Below are 23,890 nucleotides of genomic sequence, written 5' to 3'. Positions count from 1 at the left end.
GAGTACCTAGTTTGGACACACGCCAGCCACACGAGATTTCGGGAGGTGCCCGTGCGACTTCGAGGCACAAGACAGGACTTGCTGCTCGCTTTCCCGCCCGCGGGCGGATCCGAAGCCGTCTTCAGCGAGATCTTCGGCTTGTCCGGCGATTGCGAACCCCGCCTGCTGAGGTACCCCCTCGACCAGCAGTCGATCCTGAACTGCGTTGAGGCGCCGGAGAATCGCGCGTCCGGGCGCGCGGTCGTTCTCGTCGGTGCCAGCCTGGGCGCTGTGGCCGCGATCGAAACCGCGCAGTTCCTCGAAAAACGGGGAATCACCGTGACGTGCACGGTCGTGCTGTCGGCTGTGGCACCGCATCGCCGGGTCGTGTCTCCGGTGCGGCAGTGGACCGACGGAGATCTGCTGGACTTGGTCCGCGACGCGAGTGGCGGAGTCCCGCCTTCGTTTTCCTCACCTGAAATACGGTCTTACGCCTTCGGGCTTCTGCGCCGTGACCTCGAATGGGGCCAGTCTCATCCCGGCTTGCCGCGGATCCCCTTGCGATCACCGTTGGTCGCGATCCGGGGTGAACGGGACACCCTGGTGCCCGAGCAGGCCGGCACCTCCGACTGGGCACAATGGACGGTCTCGGACTTCTCGTCCTGGACCGTCTCCGGCGGAAAACACTTCTTCTTCGGCGATCCGGACGGGGCGCGCTCGGTGGCGCGAGCAATGCGTTCGTTCCGGGTGCCGGCCGACGTAGCCGAGGAGGCGTCATGGTCGTACGCGAGTCGATCGTAGAAAGCTGGCAACGGCAGGTCCGCGAGCGACCGTCCGACCCCGCCTTGCACTGGCGTTCGGAGACTCTCACCTTCGAAGACCTCGCGGTGTCGGCCGGCGTCTTCGCGGGCTGGCTGCGAGACCAGGGCGTACGCCGTGGCGACGTGGTGGCCAATCTGCTGCCGCGCTCCGCGGCGGCGATCGCGGTGCAGCTGGGCACGCTGCTGGCCGGGGCCGCGCACCTGGCCATCGACCCGAAGGGCCCGGTGGAGCGGCGGAGCACGATGCTCGCCGACGCCCGGCCGAAAGTGGTCGTCGACCCGGCCGGGTGGGATCGGGTGTTTTCCACCGGATCCCCGGGATTCGTCGCGCCGGAAGTCTGCGGTGACGACGTCGCCTACGTCGTCTACACCTCGGGTTCTTCGGGGAAGCCGAAGGGCGTGGTCGTCGAACACCGGAGTCTCGCGAACCTCTTAGCTGAACACGAGAGTGCGATCTTCCCGCTGGCCCGGCGGGGGAAGGACCGGCCGTTGCGTGTTTCCCACGGCATCTCGCTGTCCTTCGACGCGGCGTGGGATCCCTTGTTGTGGCTCGTCGCCGGGCACGAGGTCCACCTGCTGGACGACGAAGTGCGCGCGGACGCGGCCCTGCTGGACCGGGCGATCGCGGACGCCGGACTGGACGTGGTCGAGGTGACTCCCGCGCTGGCCGAGCAGCTGGTTCGCCGTGGCCTGCTGCGAGCACCGCACGCGCCGTCGTTGCTGTTGATGGGCGGGGAAGCGGTGAGCCAGGGGCTGTGGACCGAACTCGCCTCGGCGCCGGCGACCGTGGCCGTCAACCTGTACGGACCGAGCGAGTGCACCGTCTTCACCACCTGGGCGCGGATGGACCGGTTCGCGGGCCCGGTCATCGGGCACCCCGTCACCGGGACGACGTGTTCCGTGCTCGACGCGGCCGGAACCGAAGTGACCGACGGGATTGCGGGGGAACTCGTCGTGCGCGGCGCATCGGTGGCACGCGGGTATCACGACCGTCCGGAGGAGACCGCGGCCCGGTTCGGCACCGACGCGTCCGGGGCGAGGACCTACCGGACCGGAGACATCGTGCGGCGTGCCGCGGGCGGTGCGCTGGAGTTCCTCGGCCGGGCCGACACCCAGGTCAAGATTCGCGGCCACCGGATCGAGCTGGGCGAAGTCGAAGCCGCGTTGCTGGCCCACCCCGGGGTGCTCCACGCCGTCGTCAAGACCCGTGACGAAGACGACCGCCGTGACCTGGTCGGTTTCGTCGTCGTCGGCAGTCACCACGCGCCCGGTCCGGCGGAACTGCTCACCCACATCGCGAGCAGGCTCCCGGCGGTGATGGTGCCGGCGGTGATCGCCGTGGTGGACGAGTTCCCGCTCACCTCGCACGGAAAAGTCGATCGCGCCGCTCTCGGCGTCCCCCGGCGTGCCGCGTCCGCGGAATCCTTCGAGGAGCCGGACGGCCCGCTCGAGCGCACGATCGCCGATCAGTTCCGGCTGGTTCTCGGGAGCCCGCCGGTGGGGCGGACCGACAGCTTCTTCGAACTGGGCGGACACAGCTTGCTCGCCACGGTGGTGGCGGAGAACCTGCGGCGAGCGGGGATCGCCTGCCGGTTGCACACGATCATGGAAAACCCACGCGTGTGCGACCTCGCCGCGGCACTCGCATCGGATAGCCACACCAACGAAAACGTGAAGGAGGCGGTATGACCGCACTTACGGAGCACGCCGACGTCGTCGTCGTGGGCGGCGGACCGGCCGGCTCGACGGCCGCGGCCCTGATCGCCCGCCGCGGGCATCGCGTCGTGCTGCTGGAGCGCGAATCCTTTCCGCGCTACCAGATCGGGGAATCGCTGCTACCCGCGACCGTGCACGGCGTTTGCCGCCTGCTCGGTGTCGAGGAGGAACTCGAACGGGCCGGCTTCATGGTCAAGCACGGCGGGACCTTCCGCTGGGGGAAGAACCCCGAGCCGTGGACCTTCCACTTCGCGTCGTCGGCCCGGATGAGTGGCCCCACGTCGTACGCCTACCAGGTGGAACGAATGAAGTTCGACGCGATCCTGCTGCGCAACGCCGCTCGAAGCGGAGTCGACGTGCGCGAGCTCGCCGAGGTCGTCACCGTGAACCCGGATGGCGACCGCGTCGGCGGGGTCACCTACCGCGACGCGGAAGGCCGGACCCGCACGATCGAGGCGCGGTACGTCCTGGACGCTTCCGGCAACACCAGCGGACTGCACAAGAACGTGGGCGGGCAGCGAGTCTACTCGCCGTACTTCCGCAACATCGCGCTCTTCGGCTACTTCGAGGGTGGCAAACGCCTGCCCGCGCCGAGGTCCGGAAACATCCTTTCGGCGGCGTTTTCCGACGGCTGGTTCTGGTACATCCCGCTGAGCGAGACGCTCACGAGCGTCGGAGCCGTCGTCCGCCGGGAATCGGCCGACCTCGTCCGAGGCGACCACCGGGAGGCGCTGAACTCGCTGGTGGCCGGCTGCCCGCTGATCGCGGACATGCTCTCCGACGCGACGATGTGCACCACCGCGCCGTACGACCGGATCCGCACCCGCAAGGACTATTCCTACTGCGACACGCAGTTCTGGCGGCCGGGCATGGCCCTCATCGGCGACGCGGCGTGTTTCGTCGACCCGGTCTTCTCGTCCGGCGTCCACCTGGCGACCTACAGCGCTCTGCTCGCCGCACGCTCCGTCAACTCGGTACTCGCCGGAGACATCGGCGAAGAAGACGCCTTCACCGAATTCGAGTCCCGGTATCGCCGGGAGTACAAGCTCTTCTACGAGTTCCTCCTGTCCTTCTACGAAATGCACCAGCAGGAGGACTCTTACTTTTGGAACGCGAAGCGGGTCACCGGATCCGATTCGTCCGAGCTGGAGGCCTTCGTCGAGCTCGTCGGCGGTGTCGCGTCCGAGGAGCCGGTGCTCGCGCGGTCCGCCGCGGAGATCGCCGATCGCGCGATGGAGAACGCGGACCGGCTGGCCCGCGCGGTCGGTGACGACCCGGCCGGCAGTTCCACCGGCTCGCTCCTGGGTACCGGGTCGTTCGACGAAGTCATGGGCGAAGGATCGCGGCTGCAAGTCCAGTCGTTGCTGGGGGACGCTTTCGCCGACTCGCCGTTGTTCGAAGGTGGCCTCGCCGGTTCCCGTGACGGCCTCAGCTGGGTGAAGGCGTGATGAGTCCCGGCGACCTCGTCCTCACCGGATCCGCGCTGACTCCGGGGACGCTGCGGGCGGCCGTGGATTCCGGTTCTCCGGTGAAAACCGGCCCCGGGGTTCGCGAGGCCGTCATCGCCTCCCGGGACCGGCTCGACCGGCTGCTGGAGAGCGGCCGGACCATCTACGGTGTGAACACCAGCATGGGCGGCTTCGTCAACTACCTCGTGCCGACCAGCCAGGCCCGCACCCTGCAGGAGAACCTCCTGGAGACGGTGGCGACGAACGTCGGACCCGACTTCGGGGCCCGCGAAGTGCGGGCGATGATGATCGCCCGCCTGAACTCCCTGGCCCGCGGGATGTCGGGCCTGTCCGACGAGAACTTCGGTATCTACCTGGAGATGATCAACCGCGGCGTCGTGCCGCGGATCCCGTCGAAGGGGTCGCTCGGGGCGAGCGGCGATCTGGGTCCGCTGGGCTACATCGCGCTGGTGGGCATCGGGCGCTGGCACGCGACGGTCGGCGGGCGCACGCTTCCCGGTGCGGAAGCGCTGAAGGTCGCGGGGATCGAACCCATGCACCTCGACTACAAAGAAGGCCTGGCGCTGATCAACGGCACTTCGGCCATGACCGGTCTCGGTGCCCTGGTGGTCGAGGACACCGTGTCCCTGCTGCGGGCCTACGAGATGGTTTCCTGTCTCTCCTTGGAGACGCTGGGTGCGACCCGCAACCCGTTCGATCCGCGGGTCCACCGGCAGAAGCCGCACCCCGATCAAGAAGGGGTCGCCACCAGGATCTACGACGCGCTGGCGAGCAGTGAGCTGATCCGCGACGAGGCCCGGGTTTCGGCCGAGCTCGGCAGCCGGCGCGGCGAGACCGCGACGGCGATGGACCAGGCGATCGAGGACGCGTACTCGTTGCGGTGCACGCCGCAGATCCTCGGCCCGGTGTGGGAGTCGGTCCGGCACGCGCGGGACATCGTCGGGCGGGAGCTCAATTCGAGCAACGACAACCCGCTGATCCTCGCCGAGCCGGTCGACGCCTTCCACAACGGGCATTTCCACGGCCAGTACATCTCGATGGCCATGGACCACGTGTCGATCGCGCTGACCACCGTCACCAACCTCGCCGACCGTCGTATCGACCGGTTCCTCGACGCGAGCAGTTCACTGATCCTGCCGCCGTTCCTGTGCGCCGGCGACGCGGGACTGCGGTTCGGTTTCATGGGCGGTCAGTTCATGAGTACGTCGCTGGCCGCGGAAAACCGTTCGCTCTGCGTTCCGCTCTCGATTCAGACCCTCACCTGCACGGGTGATTTCCAGGACATCGTCTCGATGGGCCTGATCGCCGCGCGACGCGCTCAGGAGATCCTGGGGAACCTCTACTTCATCGTGGCGTTCGAACTGCTCGCGGGATGCCAAGCGGCCGACATCCGCGGCGTGGAGGGGCTCAGCGACCAGAGCCGGCGGGTGCACGAGCTGGTCCGCGAACGGGTCCCCTACCTCGACACCGATCACGAGCTGACCTCTTACCTGACCGCGCTGGCGGACCTGCTCCGCGGTCGCGGCCTCGAAGCGGCCGAGGCGTCCCGATGAGCGCCGTGCGGGCGGCCGATCCGGCCGAACTGGAGGTGGTCGTGGACATCCTGGTGGCGGCTTTCCAGGACGATCCACTCGGCCGCTGGCTTTTCCCGGACGACGAGCGCCGCCGCACCACAGCGCATCCGGCGTATTTCCGCGCCATGGCCGAGACCGGCTTCGCGGACGGCTGGGTCGACGTGGCCACGGACCTCAGCGCGACCATGATCTGGACCGCCGCCGGCGCGGACATCAGGCACGCCGGTCCGATCCCCGGTCTCGACCGGGCCGAGCAGACCCGGCTGGACGTCGTCCTGGACCTGCTGGCCGAGCGGGAACCGTCCGACAAGCACGCGTACGCCCAATACCTCGGCGTCGTGCCCGGCAACCAGCGGACCGGCGCCGGCGGCCGCGTGTTCCGGTACGGCCTGGACCGGTGCGACGCCGAGGTGGTGCCGGCCTACCTCGAGGCCAGCTCGGCCGACAGCGCCCGGTTGTACCGGCGGCTCGGGTTCCGTGACCACGGCCCCGCGTTCGCGCCGGTGTCCGGACCACCGGTGTTCCCGATGTGGCGCGCGGCCGGCTGAGCCGCCGCCGGCGAGCCCGGGGTCCATTCGGGCACAACCGTTGACCATTGACCATGTGTCATCCCGGCAGCGCGTGATCTTCACGAATACCTCGGTATTCTCGAATTCGATCGAACATTCCGATGACTCGCGGGAATAGTGTTCGCGTTTCTCGCTCCCATTGCGAGGTGTGAAATGACTCTGCTGAATCCGGTCCGTGTTCCGACACCGGTGAACCTGCACGACGAAGTGGACGCCGCTGTCGGTGCGCTTCCCGGGAGGTTGCGCGCTGAAGTGGACAAGTGCGCGCTTCTGCACGGGAACGGGAACATCATCGCGATCGTCGAACTCTCCGGCCGCGAGGACGACCCGGCGGAGCTGCTCCGCACCGGCGCCGTGGTCCTGAGCGACTCCGTGACGTCGGCTCGCATCGACGGCGTGCTCTTTTTCTACCCACGGCACGTTCGTGGTCCGCGCATGAAGTTCTTCGACCGGGACGGGACGCCGGAACTCATGTGCGGCAACGGCCTGCGGTGTGTTGCCCGGTACGCCGTCGACCGAGGGCTCATGCCCAGCTGGAGCGTCGTCGTCACCGACGACGGCGTGAAACGCGTTCGCGTGACGGACGAGTACACCGAGGTCGCCATCGGCGACCCGCGCGAAGTGCAGAAACTGGCGGACGACCTCTGGTTCGTGTTCACCGGCGTCCCGCACCTCGTCGTGCTGGCCGACGGTGTGGCCGCAGTCGACGAGGTCGACGTCGCCACCCGGGGTGCGCAGCTGAGCCGCGATCCGGAACTGTGCGCCCGGCTGGGATACCCCGGCGGCCTGCACGTCAACTTCGCGGCGGTGCAGGACCGAAGCCTCGTCATCCGGACCTACGAGGTCGGTGTCGAGGACGAGACTCAGTGCTGCGGCACCGGCGCGACCGCGACGGCCTACGTGGGCTGGTGCGCGGGTCTCGTCTCGTTGCCGGTGACCCTGCGGACGAGGGGCGGCGAAGTCAGCGTCGCCCAGCGGAGCTACGGCCTGACGCTGGCGGGCCCGGTCGGGTACCTCACCGAACCCCGCCGCCCCGCGCGGCGGCTCCCGATCCAGTCGGAGGCCTGACGATGACGGAAACCCGACCCGCGTCCGACCGGCTCGCGGACTTGCAGGGCCAGGATCTCGAGCAGCTCCGGGACCGGTTCTGGGCGCTGGCCCGGCGCGTCGTGGAGCCGCTCGCGCAGTACGCGGCCGAGCACACCACTCCCTCGATCGAGCGATCCGTCCTGCTCCGGATGGGGTTCGACTCCACAGAGGCGGGGGAGCTGGTCGACGCGGCCGTCCGGGGTGGCTGGCTCGGCGACGGCGTCGGCGGGGTGCTGCGGAAGTACGCCGACGACCACGGCATGACCGTTCGTGAGGCTTACCGGGCGATGCTCGGCAAGGATTCGCCGCCGGTGCCCGCTGCCGCGTCCGCCGTGGGACCACCTCTCACCTTGCGCCCGGACGAGCCGCTCCCCGTGGACGCGATCCTCCGCGGGCTCGACGGCTACCGGCCGCGACGCCGCGGCTGGTCCTGGCGCGAGCAGGGCGACAGCGGGTCGACCACGTTCCACTATGGACAGTCCACAAAGCCTCTGAAACGCGGCGCGACGCTGCAGGCGGCCGAGTACTTCGCCGGTATCGACCCGCAGCCCGACTGCGCCATCACGGCGGAGATCGCGTCCGGCCGGTTCGAAGACGACCTCCGCCGGATGCGGATGGCGGCCTGGCACGGCGCCGACCACATCATGGTCATCCGCACCCTCGGGCAAAGCCACTTCGACGGGCTGCTCGAGGGCACCCCCGAGGGCATCGGCGGCGTGCCCATCACGCGCAAGCAGCTACGGGCCACCCGGCGGGCCCTCGACCTGGTCGAAGACGAGGTCGGCCGGCCGATCAACCTGCACTCGTACGTGAGCGGCCTCGCCGGCAGCGAGATGGCCGTCGTGTTCGCCGAGGAAGGCGTCAACGGCGCACACCAGGACTGCCAGTACAACATCCTCTACCGCAACATCAACCCGCTCCGGTCGGTGGTCGACGCGTTCGAGGCCAAGCGCGTGCTCGCGGACGCGGACATCCTGCAGGTCGACGGCGCGCACAACGCCAACTCGACGGCGGTCCGGGCGTGGAACATCTTCCCCGAGCTCATGGTCCAGCACGCGCTGAACTGCGTCATGTCGGAGATCGCGGGCATGCGCCGTGACCGGATCGCCCTCTCCACCGTGCCGCCGACCGCCCCGCCGGCCCCCAAGATCGCCCTCGACCTCCCGTACGCCGTCGCGCTGCGGTACCTGTTCGACGGCTTCGTCTTCCGCGCCCAGCAGAACACCCGGTACAGCACCACCAACGCCCACGAGACGACCGTGCTGCACGTGCTGGACACGCTGATATCCCGGCTCACCAGCGCGGACATCCAGAGCACCATCGCGCCGGACGAAGCCCGCCACGTGCCGTGGCACGGCGCGTCGGTGGAGGCGGTTTCAGCCACGAAACAGGCGCTCGTCGGCCTGGACGGGCTGCGGGAGCAGGTGCGGTTCGACGAGGACGTGATGGGCCCGCGGATCCGTGACCTGATCGCCCGGGCCGTGCTGATGTTCGAGGACGTCCTGGCCTGCGGGGGTTACTTCGCGGCGCTCGAAGAAGGGTTCTTCGTCGACAGTGAGAAGTACCCCGAGCGTGGCGGCGACGGCATCCGACGCTTCCGGGCCGGCGGCGTGGGAGTGGACACGGTCGTCCCGCGCAGTCCGGGCTATTCGGCCCCGGTGTGCAGTCACTTCGGCCGGCGGACCGGTAGCGGGACGGCCGGGCACGAGGGCTGCACCCTGTGCGACGACAACCTCGTCCGGTACATCGACGAGCTCGACGAGGACGACAACGTGCTGCGACGCCGGGAACGCGCGCTCGCCGCGGAACCGGGTGTCATCCGGCCCGAGGCCGAGCACGGTGCCGACGGCCTCGTCACGATCAGCATGTTCGTCCCGCTGCCGGCGGGAAAGGCGGACGCGGCGGCGCTGAAGCTCGCGGAGCGGATGAACCTGCGCGATCCGCACATCGTCGACCGGGTCGTGCTCCACCCCGCCGAGGGCGTCCAGTTCGAGGTGGCCGGGCACACGACCGCCGAGGTGCGGGAGTCCGAACTGCCCGCCGCGGCGGCGGTGAGCGCCGCCCCGAGCAGCCCGGAGACCGTGCGCACGTCCCTGAGCCCGCTGGGGCTGCGAGTCGTGGGGGCCACGCTCGGCAACGACGAACATTCGGTCGGCCTCCAGGAGATCACCAACATCAAGCACCAGGGCCTGGAGTGGTTCGGGGTGACGTGCGCCAACGTGGGTACGTCGGTGCCGGTGGAGGTCCTGGTCGAACAGGCGATCCAGCAGGAGGTGACGGTGGTGCTCGCGAGCCTCGTGGTGTCCCACCACGACATCCACCGGGTGATGATGACCAAGCTGAACGACGTCGCCGTCGCCCGGGGCGTTCGCGACCGGCTCGTGCTGATCGCCGGCGGACCGCAGGTCACCGACGAGATGGCCCGGCAGTGCGGTCTCGATGCCGGCTTCGGCCGTGGCACGCGTGGAGTCGACGTCGCGCGGTTCATCCTCGAATCGGTGACCGCCTCCGAGCGAGCGGTCAGCCTCCGATGACGGCCCTCGGACCCGACGCCCGGCTCGCCGGCGGCGTCGACGGACCCGCCCACCTGCTCGAGCTGCTCGCTCCGGCCCTCGAAGCGGTCCGGAAGGGAACGGCGGAGCGGTCGGGGCCGCTGCCGGCGGGCCGGCCCACCGACGCCGCCGACGCCGTTCGCGCCCTCGGCGACGCCCTGCCGGAGGAGGGCGCCGGTGCCGAGCGGGCGCTCGTGGAGCTGGCCCGGGTGTTCGCCGCGCACGCGGTCGATCCCGCGGACCCGGCCTGCGTCGCGCACCTCCACGCTCCGCCGCTCGCGGTCGCGGTCGCCGCGGACGTCGTCGCGAGCGTCTTCAACTCGTCCTTGGACTCCTGGGACCAGGCACCGTCCGCGACCGCCGTCGAGACCGAGGTCGTCGAAGCACTCGCCCGCCTGGTGCCCTTCGGCGAAGCCGCTTCCGGGGTCCTCACGTCCGGGGGCACGGAATCGAACCTGACCGGCCTGTTCCTGGCGCGCGAGCACGCGCGGCGTACCGCGGGGGACCGGCGGCTGCGGGTCTTCTGTTCCGCGGAGGCGCACTTCTCGGTCCAGCGGAGTGCCGGGGTGCTGGGCATCGGCGAGGACTTCGTCACGGCCGTCGACGTCGACGCGGACCACCGGATGTCCCCGGCCGCGTTGCGTACGGCCATCGCCGAGGCGCGGGCGCGCGGGGAGGCGCCGGCCGCGATCGTCGCCACCGCGGGCACGAGTGACCTGGGCGCGATCGACCCGCTGCGGGAGATCGCCGCCATCGCGGCGGAGGCCGGAGCCTGGCTGCACGTGGACGCGGCCTACGGGGGCGGGGCGTTGTTCTCGCGGCGGCTGGCACCGCTGCTCGACGGGCTGAGCGAGGCGGATTCCGTCGGGCTGGACCTGCACAAGCTCGGCTGGCAGCCGGTGGCCGCCGGCGTGCTGCTCCTGCGGGACGGCGCCCTGTTCGCGCCGCTCGCCCGGCGGGTGGCCTACATCTGCAACGAGGACGACGAGGAGGCCGGCTACACCAGCCTGCTCGGGCGCTCGCTGCGGACGACGCGGCGGGCCGACGCGCTGAAGATCGCCGTCACGCTGCGCGCTCTCGGCCGCCAAGGCGTCGGGGAGCTCGTCGACCGGTGTCACGTCCTGGCGTGGCGGGCCGCGGCGCTCATTCAGGCCCAGCCGCGGCTGGAGCTGTTCCGGGATCCGGTGCTGAGTTCGGTGGTGTTCCGGTACTTGCCCGAACGCGGTTCCGCCGACGAGGTGAATGCCCGGCTCCGCCGGACCCTGCTGCGCAGGGGCCGGGCGGTGATCGGCCGGACCGAGTTCGGCGGAGCCGTCTACCTCAAGCTGACCCTGCTGAACCCGCACACCACTGAAGCCGAGCTGAGACGGCTCGTGGACGACGTCGTCCTCGCGGGCCGTACCGAGGACTGAACGAGCGAAGAAACTCCGTGCCGGCGTGCCGGCACCCACCGATACGGGCCGGTTGCCGTGGTCGCACACGGCACCGGCCCGACCTCCGATCATTCCGGGAGCCGACCATGACGGCCACCATGCCACCCCGTGTGCAGTCCGAAACCGAAACTCACGACAAGAACTACCAGCAGCGGTTGCACCGGAACTACGCGGAACTGCTGCAGGAGGTGCGCGTCGCCCAGACGGGAATCCAGCTGCTGCTCGGGTTCCTGTTCGCGATGGCGTTCACCAACCGGTTCGACACGATAGATTCGTTGCAGCGCAGTCTCTACGTGACCAGCCTGGTGCTGTGCGCCGCGGCATCCGCGCTGATGATCGCGCCGGCGGCGTTCCACCGTGTCGTCTTCCGGCGACGCCTCCGGCCGACCTTGGTGAAGGTCTCCAACCGCTTCGTGCTGGCGGGGCTGACGCTGCTCATGGCGGCGCTCAGCAGCGCGCTGCTGCTCACGCTGGACGTCGTGCTGGGCTTCTCGCGGGCGTTCTGGATCACGATCGGCGTCACGACCTGGTTCTGCCTTCTGTGGTACGTGTTCCCGCTCTACAGCCGCGTCCGACAACGGGACGAGGAATCGCTGGCGGAGCGAGGAAGGCATCGCTCGATCAACATCACGCTGAGCTGACCAGGCGTTCTCCCGAATCCCGAGCCCCGGCCTATTCCGGCTCGTCCTTGACCGGTACGCCCAGGTCGAACTTGTTGCCATAGTCCAGGAGGATGACACCGAACGGGTTCACCTCGGGGTCGAAAGCGTTGTCGAGAGGGACGAGGACATTGATGCCGACCGGCAGGAACCCCTTCGGGTCGAACTTGTCGGGCATGGAGACCTCGAAACCCAAGAGGACCGTATTGACGCGGTCGAAGTCGACCTGTTCGCGCCCGGCGCGCGGGTTCGATGTCCCGCGTACGGCGGGTTTGCTGGGGGCGTTCGCGAAAGCGGTGGAGTTGCCGCCGGCGTCCGCGGTCATGTAGTGGAGGTTCTTGCCCGCCCCGGTCTGCATGAGGTACCGAGCCGCGTCTTGTTCCTCGCGCCACCGCTCCATCGCCGCTTTTCGCTCTTCCGGCGGCAGCCTTGGTCCGATGAGTGCGGCCGCGTAAAAGCCGAGGTACCGGCTGTTCGTGAACGAGGGCTGCAGGCCGGCTGGAGTGCTTCCCGGAGGATCCGTGAGGAACGCGCCGTACTGACCGACGATGACCTTTTCTTGAGGCATGGTGTGGTGCGGCCTGACTCGTCCGACGTAGATGGGCCGGTCAGGGGCGACCGGATGCAGGGGAGCGAGTCGAATGCCGTCCCGAGTGGGGTTAGCGGAGTTCCTGACCAGCTGTTTGAGGTCCCTGACCACTTTGCTTTGAAGCCGGGCGATGATTTTGTCGAACTGTTTTCTGGGCAGCTCGGGCAAGCGCGGGTCATCGGGATCTTCGGAGATTCCTTGCAGGACATTTCTGCCGATGCCGATCTTGGCGGTGATTTCGCCGGCCCTGGCTCGGACCGCGGGGTGGACGTCACCGTCGGGACCGGCGAACTCGGGCTCGACGGCGTAGAGGGGATTGTCGAGAGCGCGCCAGGGGAACCAGCCGTCCATGCCGGCGATCGGTCGCAGGCCGCGGGCCGTGGCGTGGGAGACGAGCACGTCGGGCAGCGGGAGGCCCGGATCGGATGGGGGCCAAGTGGTGCGGACATGCGCTTGGTTCGTCCAGTGCACGACACCGCCGGGCTCGAAGTGCGGCTCCGGGCCGGGTGCGGTGTTGTACAACGCGGCGATCCGGTGGGCGGCGATCAACCCGCCGGAGCGCCCGGCCACCACAGCCGGCACCCGCTCGTGCTCGAGCCTGGCCAGCGCCCACTGCTCGACGATGTCACGGGTGGCATCGGAGAGCAGCGCTCCGGTTTCGTCGAAGCGAAGGTCTAATGCGGGAAAGTAGTTCTGCTGCATGTGCTCCAACGCTGCCCGCAACGAACGCAGGTTGCTGTTGCCCGGGTCGAAGGAGATGAGGAACGCGCGGACGTCCGAGGGGATGTCGGTGACCTCGGTAGCGGTGACGTGGCCTCGCGCCGGGCTCACATCGACGGACACGGGTGTGCTCTCGGTGCGGATGCCGGCGGGCCGGCCCGGCAGGGTCAGGCGGCGTTTCGACGCGTCGGCGTTCTGCTGCGCCGGGCGCTTCGTCCCCGCGACGGCCTCTCGGAAGTGCGTCGGTCCAGGGCCCGGGCCGGAGACGTGGTCCACCGTGGGTGGCGCTCGGCGCTCCTCGACCGGTCCCACTTCCGGTCCGGAGCGCGGGTGAGGCGTTGACGAGAGGGCCCGGCGGGTTCCTTCACCGGCCGGCATCGCGGTGACTTCCTGGTGCCATCCGGCCATCCGGCCCGAGTCTTCCGCGGCCACATCGCGCTGCGATGGTGGCTGTGGGCCACGGGCGGCGATTCCGCCTGCTCCCGAGCCGGTCGCCCACGCGTCTCGTGAGGCATCGGCATCGAAGCGGGCGTCGATCGGCGCCGTGATGTGTGATCCCGCTGCCGGGAGCGGGGCCCCGGCTTGCCGTCGCCAGGAGCCCGCCGTGGCCAGGGAGAGCAGGCCACCGGACAGGTCCGCGACCCTTTCGACGGTCAGGCGTGCCGGTCCGGGCGTCCCCGAGTCGATCACCCACGCTTTCACCAGCGCTTTTCCCCACGCCGGCAGGATCCCGGTTCCGTTGGGGGTGAGCTGGGCGTTGGTGGCGTGGCGGTTTTCGAGGAGGAACTGCTTGAACGTGGCCGGCCTTCCTTCCGCGGGGGCGCCAGCCCTTGACCTCGGCGAGCGTCTCGACCGGCGGCAGGGCGGTGTCAGCCTGCCGCCGCCAGACGTTCACCGTCACACGTCTGATCAGCTCGCCGGACAGCTCTGCGGCTTTCTCGGCGTTCAGGCGTGCCGGCCCCGGCGTGCCGGAAGCGACAACCCAGGCTTCCACCAGGGCTTTTCCCCACGCCGGCAGGATCCCGGTTGTGTTGGGGGTGAGTTGTGCTTCGGTGGCGTGGTGGTTTTCGAGGAGGAAGTGCTTGAACGTCGGTGGTCCGCCCGGGACCGGTCGCCAGTTTTCGACTTCCGCCAGTGCTTCCGCGTGCGGCAGGGCGGTCCCGGCTTGCCGCCGCCAGGACTGCACCGAGGCACGTTTGATCAGGCCGCCGGACAGCTCCACGACCTTCTCGGCGACCAGCCGTGCCGGCCCTGGTGCGTCGGAGGCGATCACCCACGCCTCCAGCAGGGCTTTTCCCCATGCCGGTAGAACTCCCGGCCCGCTGGCGATGAGCTGTGCTTCGGTGGCGTGGTGGTTTTCGAGGAGAAAGGCTTTGAATGTCGGTGGCCCACCCGGGACGGGTCGCCAGTTCTGGACTTCCGCCAGCGTCTCGGCGGCCGGCAGGGCGATCTCGGGTGCGGCTCTCCGCCGCCACGCGATCACGGCTTTCGGCTTGACCAGGCCACCGGACAGCTTCGCGACGTCGTGGTCTTTCAGGCGTGCCGGCCCCGGTGCGTCGGAGGCGATCACCCATGCCTTCAGCAGGGCCCTTCCCCACGCCGGCAGCGGCTCCGATTCGTTGGCGACGAGTTGTGCTTCGGTGGCGTAGTTGTTGTCGAGCAGGAAGGCTTTGAACGTCGCGGGCCCGTCTGCCGCCGGGCGCCACCCCTGAACTTCCTGCCGTGTCTCACGGCTTGGCAGTTTGGCCCCGGCATCGCGCCGCCAGGTGTTCACCGTCACACGTTTGACCAGGTCACCGGACAGCTCCGCGACCCTGTCGCTGGCCAGGCGTCCCGGACCCGGTGCGTCGGAGGCGATCACCCACGCCTTCAGCAGGGATTTCCCCCATACCGACAGCGTTCCCGCTCCGTTGGGGGTGAGTTGTGCTTCGGTGGCGTGGTGGTGTTCGAGGAGGAAGGCTTTGAACGTCCGCGGTCCCCCCGAGGCTGGGCGCCAGGCTTCGGCTTCCGCCAGCGACTCGGCCGTCGGCAGGGACAGTGAGGCCGATCCGAATTCCCCGGTCCGCCGCCATCGGGCGACGGTCGACTGCTTGAGTAGGCCGCCGGAGCGCTTCGTGACCTCGTCGTCCATCAAACGTGCTGGTCCCGGCGAGTCGGTGTCGATCACCCACGCCGTCGCCAGCGCCTTTCCCCACGCCGGCAGAACTCCGGCTTTGTTGGGGGTGAGTTGCGCCTCGGTCGCGTGGTGGTTTTCCAGGAGGAAGTCCTTGAAGGTCTGCGGCCCACCGGCCGCCGGCCGCCAACGGCCGGCTTCCGCCAGTGCCTCCGGGGCCGGCAGAGCGGTCCCGGCGTCTCTCCGCCAGATGCTCACCGTCGAGGGTTTGATCAAGTGACCGGAAAGCTCCGAGGTCCGGTCAACGGTGAGCCGCGCCGGACCCGGTAGGTCGGCGGCGATTACCCAGGCTTCCACCAGGGCCCTGCCCCAAGGCGGGAGCATCCCGGCTCCGTTGGGGGTGAGTTGCGCTTCGGCGGCGTGGTGGTTTTCGAGGAGGAAGTGTTTGAACGTCGGTGGTCCGCCGGGCTCGGGCCGCCAGTCCTCGACGGCCGTCAACGTCTCCGGGGGTGGCAGGTCGGGCCCGCCTTCCCGCAACCAGGTATTCATCGTCGCGGGCGTGATCAGACCGCCGGACAGCTCGGCGAGCCTGCTGTCGGCGAGCCGTGCCGGTCCGTGGCTGTCCGCGGCGAGTATCCAGGCTTCCAGCAGAGCTGTTCCCCAGGCCGGCAGGATTCCGGCTCCGTTGGGGGTGAGCTGGGCGTTGGTGGCGTGGTGGTTTTCGAGGAGGAAGTGCTTGAACGTCGGTGGCCCGCCCGGCTCGGGCCGCCAGTCCTCGACGGCCGCCCGTACGTCCGGAGGCAGCAGGGTGGGCGCCGGGGTGGAGCGTGGCCCCGGCGGGGGAGCGAGAGTAACCGATCCGGGCGGGCCCGGAGGGAGGTTCGTGCCCGTGTGTGTCGTCCCGTCAGCGGCCAAGCGGACCTGAGTGTTCAGACTGTACGGCGACATCGCCACCTTGCGCAGCCGCGGGTCGGCGAGAGCGGTGTCCCGCAGCCGGTGCCAGGTCGGCTCTCGGAGATCACACGTGACCACCGTCGCCTTGGACCATCGGCTCCACGCCGCCAGGTGCGTCGGCAACCCGGACATCGTCGCGACGAGTGCCTCCGGGGTCAGTCTCGCTTCGCCACCTTCAGGCCGGGAGACAGCGAACTCCCCGCCGGCCTGGTGTGTGGCGACCACGAAGGCATCCGCCGGGAACTGGCCGCGGGCCACCGCGGCCCGCAACGCGGCGGCCTCGGCAGGGGCCACGAACCCGACACCGGCAGGACCGCCCTCACGCGACAGAGGAACGGCGATCACCGGGCCTGCCGGTGACTCCACCACCATCAACCCGGCCTCCTCGTCGCGAAGAGAACCCCGGCCTTCTGTGACCGTATCGTCGGTGAATCCACCGGAATCCCGCGTACCGGACGCGACGGCGGACCCGATCGCCACATCCGAGTCCGCTGTGGTTCGACCGTCGCCGGTACGGGCCGATCGCGTCACCACGACGTCAGCGACCTGGCTGTGCGCGTGTTTCGGCGGTTCGGAAAGGAAGTGCTCCAGCGTTCGCGGTGGAACCGCGCCACGACCGACCGGCTCCACCGCCCTTGTGGCGAGCGGCTTTCCGGCAGTGGCCGAGACCTCTGGTGCTTCAGCCGAGAACAGTGCATCGCCGGTCTTGCCGGAACCCGGGACCACGCCGGCCACGGCTGTCCGTCCTGACCGTACGTTCGTGCCGTAAGCCGGCGAAGCTCCCGGCCCGCCCGCCGCGGCCTTCGACAACGTCGTACCAGCCGTCGCCGCGGAGTGCGGGCCGGGAACGTGCTCGCCCGGGGAGGCTGTGACGGCCAGGGCGCCCTGAGGTGTGCCCGCCGAAACACCACCACCATCCACACCAGACAAACCCACCCCACCAAACACCACCCCCAACCCCCGACCACCCACCACCACCCGACTGTCCTCATACGACGGAAGGACGACGTCCCCACCCCGCTCAACCACCGGCACCACCGAATACGGCGGCGGCGACACCTCCACACCCACCGCAGCGTCGGCAACACCCGCCTCGACCCCACCACCGGTCTCGCTCTTGACGTCACCCTTCACCACACCCGACACCACCGGAACCGGCCGCACCCCACCCACCGCCGCCAACGCCGCATCCAACGTCCCCACATCACCACCACCCGACCCACCCCCACGACGCCCACCCCCAAACCTGCTCAACGCCCCCAAAACACCCGCCGTCAACGCCCCCGGAGAATCCGTCACCACATTCACCAACGGCGCCGACACCACCGCCGCCCCCACCTGCCCACCCGCATACACCACATCACCCACCGCCGACACATACCGCGGAACTCGCCCCGCCACCGCCACCGCCACCACCGCCGACCGCCCCACCACCGCACCCCCCAACGCCGCCGCATGAAACACCCCCGCAGTCGCCCCACCGATAAAACCCCCCTCCACCGCCGACAACACCGACCTGACATCCACCTCATCCCGCAAACCCGCCGCCTTCTGCACCCCCTGAATCCCCAGATCCATACCCCCCATCAACCCCGCACCCATCACCCCGAACTTCACCGCCTGCTTCCCCGTCACCACCACCGCACCACCCACCTCCCGCCACGTCACCGCCCCCAACCGCGCCGCCGCCGCCCCCGCACCCGACCTGATCGCCGCCGACGCCCCCGCCACCGCCGCCTCCACCGACAACGACCCCAACCTCACCAGCAACTCCCGGAACAACGCCCACAACCCCACCCGCGCCGCCGCCTCCACCACCGGCACCAACAACGCACCCACCACCGACGACAACAACGACACAATCGCCGCCAACGCCAGCAGCGACATCACCACCATCTCGATCTGGCCCTTGACCGTGTCCGCCGCGCCCCTCGTCAGCATCTTCGACAACTCACGCCCCGCCGTGATCCCACCCTCCAACCCCGACACCGCATCCCCACCCAGCCACCCACCGACAAACTCCCCCACCTCACCCACCAACACCGCACCCACCTCAGGCGACAACTCCCGCACCACCCCCAGCAACTCCTCCAACCACCGCACACACACATCCCACGAATCCCGCAACGAATACAACCGAGCACCATTACCCTCCGGCCACGGCGCACCCAACACCTTCAAAAAATTCTGCACACCATCCGGCAAATCAGCGACACCCGAACCCCGCAACACATGAACCCGGCCCACCACCTCCGCATCCGACATCCAGTCCGACAACCACACCACCCCCCTCAGCAAGTGCACGTGCGCCATCGCCGCCGGAGTCACCGCGGGCCGCGACCCGGTTCCTCGGCGCTTCCGAGCACACAGCATCGTCCTGCACGCAGCGGCAATCGGCAGCAGTCGTTGCCCGCACCCTGCTCGATCAGCCGGACAACCCTCACGAACAGACTGCTCGTCGGCGGCCCTTCCCGATCGGTCCACGACAGAGGTGGACGGACGCTGACGCGTCCGTCCACCTCGTACCTTGCGTCCGGCCCGAGATCAGTTCCGGACGGAGTACTGGTCGTTGTCGTACACCGCGACCTCGGCGCCACGCGGGGCGCTGTAGCCGAGAGAGCCGATGTAGCGGTCGGGGTTGTCGGCGTAGACCACGTCGACCTGTTCCCAGGAGCCGTCGCCGCCGAAGTCGAAGCGGACACAGATGTTGCCCGACGGGACGGTGCTGCTTCGCATGTGGTCGCGCCAGGGAAAACTGACGTACGCCCCGTGGCTCGAGTAGTTGCAGACATCGATCTGCCCCGCCCCGGCCGCGGCCGCGACACCGGGGACGAGCACGGCCGCCGCGGCGGCCGTGCCGGCAACTGCGGTCAGTTTGACCAACCTTCGCATCACGCTCGAACTCCTTGCAGATAAGGGAACCAGGAAGCCTCAGCTTCTCTCCCGCAGGACGCGAAATGAGCTGGAAGGGAAAAACTGACAACGCAACCTGCACGTTGAGGCACGACAGACGCCGCCCGGTCTCCGCGTCGATCGAGCCCGACCTGGACCTTTCATGCACACCTGGTGCCATGAAAGGACATCGATCACGTCGTCCGGCGCCCCGCCGGGGTGCGGGGCGGTCTACTTCCCGCGGCGAGGCGTCTCGAAACTGATCACGCCGCGACACCAGAATGACGAGGAGCCATGGCCGACACCGTAGTGCTGGACACCGATCTGACGCTCGACCGGTTCGTCGCGATCGCTCGGCACGGTGCGCGAGTCGAGTTCGCACCGTCCTACGCGGACCGGGTACGGAAGTCCCGCTCGCTGGTGGAGCGATTCTTGCTCGAGAACCGGCTGATCTACGGGGTGACCACCGGCTTCGGGGACAACTACACCGAAGTGATCGCGGCGGATGACGCCGTCGAGTTGCAGCGCAACATCGTGCGTTCTCACGCCGTCTCGGTCGGCGCCTGCCTCGAAGAGGAAGTGGTGCGCGCCATCTGGCTGATGGAGCTGGTGGGGTTGGGAAAGGGCTTTTCCGGGGTACGCCTGGAAACCCTGGACCTGATTCGGCACCTGCTCAACACCGGAGTGTGTCCTCGGGTGCCGGGAGAGGGGTCGGTCGGGTACCTCGCGCCCGAGGCACACATGGCCCTGGTGCTGATGGGCGAAGGCCAGGCCACGGTCGACGGCGAACTTCTCGGTGGCCTGGACGCGCTTCGCCGGACGGGGGCCGAACCGGTGGTCTTCGGCGCGAAGGAGGGGCTCGCGCTCACTAACGGAACCCACTCGGTGACGGCGATCGGAGCCCTTGCCGCCTACGACGCGGACCGGGTCGCACGGCACTGCGACCTCGCCGCCGCCATGTCCTTCGAAGCGCTCAAGGGGAACACCCGGGCGTTGGATCCCCGGCTGCACGCTTTGAAACGACACGCGGAGCAGAATGGTGTGGCCCGCAATCTGAGCCGGCTGCTGCATAACAGCGTGATCTGCGCCCGGGACCGGGGCAACCGGCTGCAGGACCCGCTCGGTCTTCGTGCTGTGCCGCAAATGCACGGCGCGGCGCGGCGCGTGCTGAAGAACGCCGTGCAGGTGGTCTGCGAGGAGCTCTGCTCGGTCGGCGACAACCCGGTCATTTATCCCGAGGGCGAGGACGGCGAGGTGCTGACGGGCGGCAACTTCGACGGCACCTACGTCGGCCTGCAAGCCGATTCGGTGGTCAACGCGCTGGCCGTGCTGGCCAAGATCTCCGAGCGCCGGACCGACCGCATGGTCAACGGCCACTTCAGCGGGCTTCCGGCGTTCCTCGCCGCGCAGCCGGGGCTGCACAACGGCTACATGATGCTCCAGTACACCGCCGCCGCACTGTGTATGGAACTGCGCGCGCTCGCTTGGCCGGCGTCCGCCGATACCGTCCCGACTTCGGCGAATCAGGAGGACGCGGTGAGCAACGCCTACCTCGCGGCGACGAAGGCGTACCGCGCGGCCGGCAAACTGCACTATGTCGTGGCCATCGAGCTGTTGTGCGCCGCGCAGGCACTGGATTTCCTGGTCCCTGATCGCCCCGGTCCGGCGACCGGGGCGATGCACCGGACCATCCGGGCGGCGGTGCCCACAGCCGAAGCCGACCGCGCGTTTCACGCGGACATCGGGAGCGTGCGGGAAATGATCAGAGCGGGAACGCTGCTGGCGGAATGCGAAAAGGTCACTGGTCCCCTGGAATGAGCCCGGCCGGGGCGTCTCACATGCGGTAGTGCTTCAGCGGCTCGGACAGGCCCCAGCGTGGGATGATGGTCGAAGCGAGTCCACTACGACGGGAGATCCCGAGCTTGCGGTACACAGTGGACAGATAGAGTTCCACCGTGCGCAAGGCGACGTGCATGCGCTCCGCGATCTCCTTGTTGCTGAACCCGGAGCGGGCCAGGTGGGCCACCCGGAATTCCTGCGTGCTCAGGCTGCGGAACGGCCCGTCCGGGCGCCAGAGCTCGAGGACGGCGTCGATGCACTCGACGCAGTACTTGTTGCCGGTCTGCCGGGCGATCTCGCGCGCGCCGAGCAAGGCCTGCTCACCCTCGTCGAACCGGCCCTCGAGGTTCAGGCGCGATCCCAGTGTGTAGAGCACATGGCGGATTTCGTACTTCTCCCCGCTCTGTTCCAGCAGCTCGGCAGCGGTGCGCAGCAGCTCGTCCGTCGCGGGGTCTTCGGAAACCAGCGCGTCGACCCACAGGGCCTTGCCGACCGCGGAGGCGGTGCCCCAGCGGTGGGCTTCCATGAGTTCCTCGCGGGCAAGTGCCACGGCGAGGTCCGTGCGGTCGACGGCGCGGGCGCACCGGGCCGCCGCCGAGCGCCACGGGATGACCGCCGGGTTGATCACCGCCCACCTGAGCAGTTCCCGTCCGCAGCTCAGGAACTCCTCGCAGGCCGCCTGCGGGCGGCCGGCCGCCTCTTGCAGGAGACCACGGGCCCAGAGCAGCTCGGCTCGGTCGCCGGCGTCGGTCAGCACGCCGTCGAAACCGTGCTGGTGGAGGAGCTCCGTCGCGTCCTCGACCTCACCGAAGTCGACCAGCGCGGCCACGGTCCACGCCACCGCCAGGCTGTGCAGCTGGGGGAAGACGCCCCCGGCGAGCAGTCGCGAGAACAGGCCGACCGCGACGAGCGGCTCGCCGTCGAGATAGGCCAGGCGGGCCCGCAGCAGCGTGAGGGCGTCCCGGTAGCGCGGCGTCTGCGTCCAGGCCGGATCTTCCGCGGCTTGTTCGCAGTGGTCCCGGGCGATGTCGACGCGGTCCGAGTACACCAGGGTGAGGATCGCGTGCCAGAAGGTGCCGACCTCCCGCCGCCCCGGCGACGCGAGCACGGCCTCCGCCGTGGCGACCGCCTCGTCCCGGTCGCCGATCCGGTTGACCAGGAGCAGGGCGCGCATCGAGGCCGGCCGCTCGTCCGGGACGGCCACGCGTTCGCCCACGATCCGGCGCGCCGGGTCCGGCCGCGGACCGCCGGCGATGTAGACCAGGCCGGCCAGCTCGGGCGCGGTGACCCCGGCCGGCCCCGCTTGGATCAGGCCCAGGGTGTCGAGGACGGTCTTGTTCGCTTCGCTCCACCGGCCCAGCCGGGCGAGCTCGGCCAGCGTGGTACGGGTGGCCGACAGGCGCGCTGACGGGTACTCGACCGGGTCCCGATCCTTCCGCGTTGCCACTCAGTACCCGCCCGATCCACCGTTGTGCGTGCTCACGGGCCTGTCGGCCCGCATTTCGTTGATCTTGACAACCCTTGCCGACCCACGGTAGGTCGCGCCGGCGTGGTCGTCAAATGAGGGTGTCCCGATGGACACCAGGCTTTCACCTGCCTGTCCGGCGGGGTCGGCGACCTGCCGTCCGCGACGGGCTGGGACCAGCACCCGACTGGAACCCTTCCAGCCTGACGCGGCGCCATGCCGCAGGTCGGCTTCAAGGCACGCTCCGGACATGAAGGAACAACTCGACACTGTCAATGACCACTCTCATACCTCTCATATGCTCGTTGCAGCGCTTCTCCTCTTTTGCGTTCGACAGTCCGGAGATTCTCAGGACGAGTCATGAAGCCCTCGGGTCCGGCAAAGAACTGGGCAACAGTCCTGGCTGCGTTCTTCCCGCCGGCTTGGACCATTCTGGCCACTATTCGTTCGAGGTCGACCTGGGAAACTCCGTGATTCAAGTCTCGCTCACGCCAAACGATATTCTGCTCGCTGATGGCTGGAACTGAGCGGTGGTAGGCGATCAGGCGGCGAGCTTCAAAAATTCCAGCCTCTATCTTGAGTGGTGTTTTCCTGAGCAATCTCGATGTGAGTGCGATTTCGACGGAAAGCCAGTCTGCGATGGTGTGGGAATCGTAATTTCCTGCAAATGCCCAGGGTTTTGCCCCCGCGGCATAGAACAGGTCATCAATTACCCCGTATTCATTCGTTTCCTCGGCCCTGTTGAGTCGATCGGCCGACACGCCGCCGTATGCGTCGTTCGCCTGGCTTCGCAGGAGACCGGACTTGAGCCTCCGTCCGTGTTCAGCGCCAAATCCAGATGCGCTGAAGCCCGCGGTGACTGATCGGATCGGACTGACATTTCGTCGCCGGCTGTGATGCGAGCCGTGAGGCCCAGCCCGGTCCCGTTGGGTTGCCGGGCCCAGCCCGGCCCGGGCCGCGGAGGCAGCCTCGAGGTGATTCCGGCCGGAGGCGGATGACTTGGCGGGCCTTCCGCCGCCCGTCCTCGCCGGTTCTCTGCGGGGCGCATCACGAGTCGTCGGAGGCGGCAAGGCGCCCACTCGCCCCTGCGGTGGGCCTGGGCGAACAACGCCACACGTCTATATGGACCATCGCGGGGGCCAGGCGAACGCCACAGAACCCAGCGGCTGCTCGGTTTCCGCCAGCGCAACGCCCACGCCGTGCTAGGGCGCTCGGCTACCGACCATACGTGGCCGACCACACGGACAGACCCCGGTTGGTGATCACAGTTCGTGCCGGTGAAAGGGCATCGAGGAGCACCGGACTGGCGTCACCCGGCCCCTGTACTTTTGCGATGTCGAGTTCGTCGTCGGCGAGGGAGACCCCGTGGCTGACCAAGCAAGTGGTCAGCGCGGTGACTTCGAGGATGACCGGCACGCCGCGCTCCGGCACAGAGTCTCCTGTGGTGCGCGAAATGC

At 69.0% G+C, this 23,890-nt stretch carries 16 protein-coding genes; 10 read left to right on the top strand and 6 right to left on the bottom strand.

Annotated elements, in window-relative coordinates; genetic code table 11:
• The first annotated feature begins 78 nt into the window (after window positions 1-78).
• The 9 genes from MUY22_RS01030 to MUY22_RS00990 all read left to right on the top strand — a co-directional run bounded on the left by MUY22_RS01030 (window position 79) and on the right by MUY22_RS00990 (window position 11,843).
• Entirely contained in the window at window positions 79-780 is a 702-nt protein-coding gene (locus MUY22_RS01030; protein WP_247056009.1) for a thioesterase II family protein, read from the top strand.
• Window positions 756-2,489: a non-ribosomal peptide synthetase gene (locus MUY22_RS01025; protein ID WP_247056007.1), complete on the top strand. Its 1,734-nt coding sequence runs from the start codon at window positions 756-758 to the stop codon at window positions 2,487-2,489. Before MUY22_RS01030 ends, MUY22_RS01025 begins: the two co-directional genes overlap by 25 nt.
• The gene (locus tag MUY22_RS01020; protein ID WP_247056005.1) at window positions 2,486-3,964 is read left to right on the top strand and encodes an FAD-dependent oxidoreductase; all 1,479 of its coding nucleotides are present in this window, start codon (window positions 2,486-2,488) and stop codon (window positions 3,962-3,964) included. Before MUY22_RS01025 ends, MUY22_RS01020 begins: the two co-directional genes overlap by 4 nt.
• Window positions 3,964-5,538 carry an aromatic amino acid lyase gene (locus MUY22_RS01015; RefSeq protein ID WP_247056003.1) on the top strand — a complete coding sequence of 525 codons (1,575 nt, stop codon included), beginning with the start codon at window positions 3,964-3,966 and terminating at the stop codon, window positions 5,536-5,538. The genes MUY22_RS01020 and MUY22_RS01015 overlap by 1 nt, the downstream gene beginning before the upstream one ends.
• Complete coding sequence (locus MUY22_RS01010) at window positions 5,535-6,107, top strand: GNAT family N-acetyltransferase (protein WP_247056001.1); 573 nt, start codon at window positions 5,535-5,537, stop codon at window positions 6,105-6,107. Before MUY22_RS01015 ends, MUY22_RS01010 begins: the two co-directional genes overlap by 4 nt.
• Window positions 6,108-6,281: 174 nt before the next feature.
• Window positions 6,282-7,196 (top strand): diaminopimelate epimerase, encoded by a 915-nt coding sequence (dapF, locus tag MUY22_RS01005; protein ID WP_247055999.1) that lies wholly within the window; start codon window positions 6,282-6,284, stop codon window positions 7,194-7,196.
• A gap of 2 nt (window positions 7,197-7,198) precedes the next feature.
• Window positions 7,199-9,751, top strand: coding sequence for a D-ornithine 4,5-aminomutase subunit OraE (oraE, locus tag MUY22_RS01000; protein WP_247055997.1), 2,553 nt, complete (start codon window positions 7,199-7,201; stop codon window positions 9,749-9,751).
• Window positions 9,748-11,181 (top strand): pyridoxal-dependent decarboxylase, encoded by a 1,434-nt coding sequence (locus tag MUY22_RS00995; RefSeq protein WP_247055995.1) that lies wholly within the window; start codon window positions 9,748-9,750, stop codon window positions 11,179-11,181. Before oraE ends, MUY22_RS00995 begins: the two co-directional genes overlap by 4 nt.
• 107 nt (window positions 11,182-11,288) lie before the next feature.
• The gene (locus MUY22_RS00990) at window positions 11,289-11,843 is read left to right on the top strand and encodes a DUF6328 family protein (protein WP_247055993.1); all 555 of its coding nucleotides are present in this window, start codon (window positions 11,289-11,291) and stop codon (window positions 11,841-11,843) included.
• Between the two features lie 31 nt (window positions 11,844-11,874).
• On the opposite strand, the gene MUY22_RS00985 is transcribed toward MUY22_RS00990, so the two are convergent.
• The 3 genes from MUY22_RS00985 to MUY22_RS00975 all read right to left on the bottom strand — a co-directional run bounded on the left by MUY22_RS00985 (window position 11,875) and on the right by MUY22_RS00975 (window position 19,129).
• Complete coding sequence (locus tag MUY22_RS00985; protein ID WP_247055991.1) at window positions 11,875-13,602, bottom strand: hypothetical protein; 1,728 nt, start codon at window positions 13,600-13,602, stop codon at window positions 11,875-11,877.
• Window positions 13,535-18,514, bottom strand: coding sequence for a hypothetical protein (locus tag MUY22_RS49420; RefSeq protein ID WP_256475326.1), 4,980 nt, complete (start codon window positions 18,512-18,514; stop codon window positions 13,535-13,537). Before MUY22_RS49420 ends, MUY22_RS00985 begins: the two co-directional genes overlap by 68 nt.
• Before the next feature lie 267 nt (window positions 18,515-18,781).
• The gene (locus MUY22_RS00975) at window positions 18,782-19,129 is read right to left on the bottom strand and encodes a hypothetical protein (protein ID WP_247055988.1); all 348 of its coding nucleotides are present in this window, start codon (window positions 19,127-19,129) and stop codon (window positions 18,782-18,784) included.
• Between the two features lie 294 nt (window positions 19,130-19,423).
• Between MUY22_RS00975 and hutH the strand changes: the two genes are divergently transcribed.
• A complete protein-coding gene (gene hutH, locus MUY22_RS00970; RefSeq protein WP_247055987.1) occupies window positions 19,424-20,947 on the top strand; it encodes a histidine ammonia-lyase in 1,524 nt (507 codons plus the stop codon).
• A 16-nt stretch (window positions 20,948-20,963) separates the two neighbouring features.
• On the opposite strand, the gene MUY22_RS00965 is transcribed toward hutH, so the two are convergent.
• The 3 genes from MUY22_RS00965 to MUY22_RS00955 all read right to left on the bottom strand — a co-directional run bounded on the left by MUY22_RS00965 (window position 20,964) and on the right by MUY22_RS00955 (window position 23,864).
• Complete coding sequence (locus MUY22_RS00965) at window positions 20,964-22,415, bottom strand: helix-turn-helix transcriptional regulator (protein WP_247055984.1); 1,452 nt, start codon at window positions 22,413-22,415, stop codon at window positions 20,964-20,966.
• A 290-nt stretch (window positions 22,416-22,705) separates the two neighbouring features.
• On the bottom strand, window positions 22,706-23,194 hold the full coding sequence (locus tag MUY22_RS00960) for a hypothetical protein (RefSeq protein WP_247055982.1): 489 nt from the start codon (window positions 23,192-23,194) through the stop codon (window positions 22,706-22,708).
• Between the two features lie 454 nt (window positions 23,195-23,648).
• Entirely contained in the window at window positions 23,649-23,864 is a 216-nt protein-coding gene (locus MUY22_RS00955; protein WP_247055980.1) for a hypothetical protein, read from the bottom strand.
• Between the last annotated feature and the right edge of the window lie 26 nt (window positions 23,865-23,890).

The sequence above is a fragment of the Amycolatopsis sp. WQ 127309 genome (assembly GCF_023023025.1).
Classification (GTDB): Bacteria; Actinomycetota; Actinomycetes; order Mycobacteriales; family Pseudonocardiaceae; genus Amycolatopsis.
Note: the sequence above shows the minus strand (reverse complement) of the source record. Positions and strands in the feature narration are given on the sequence as shown.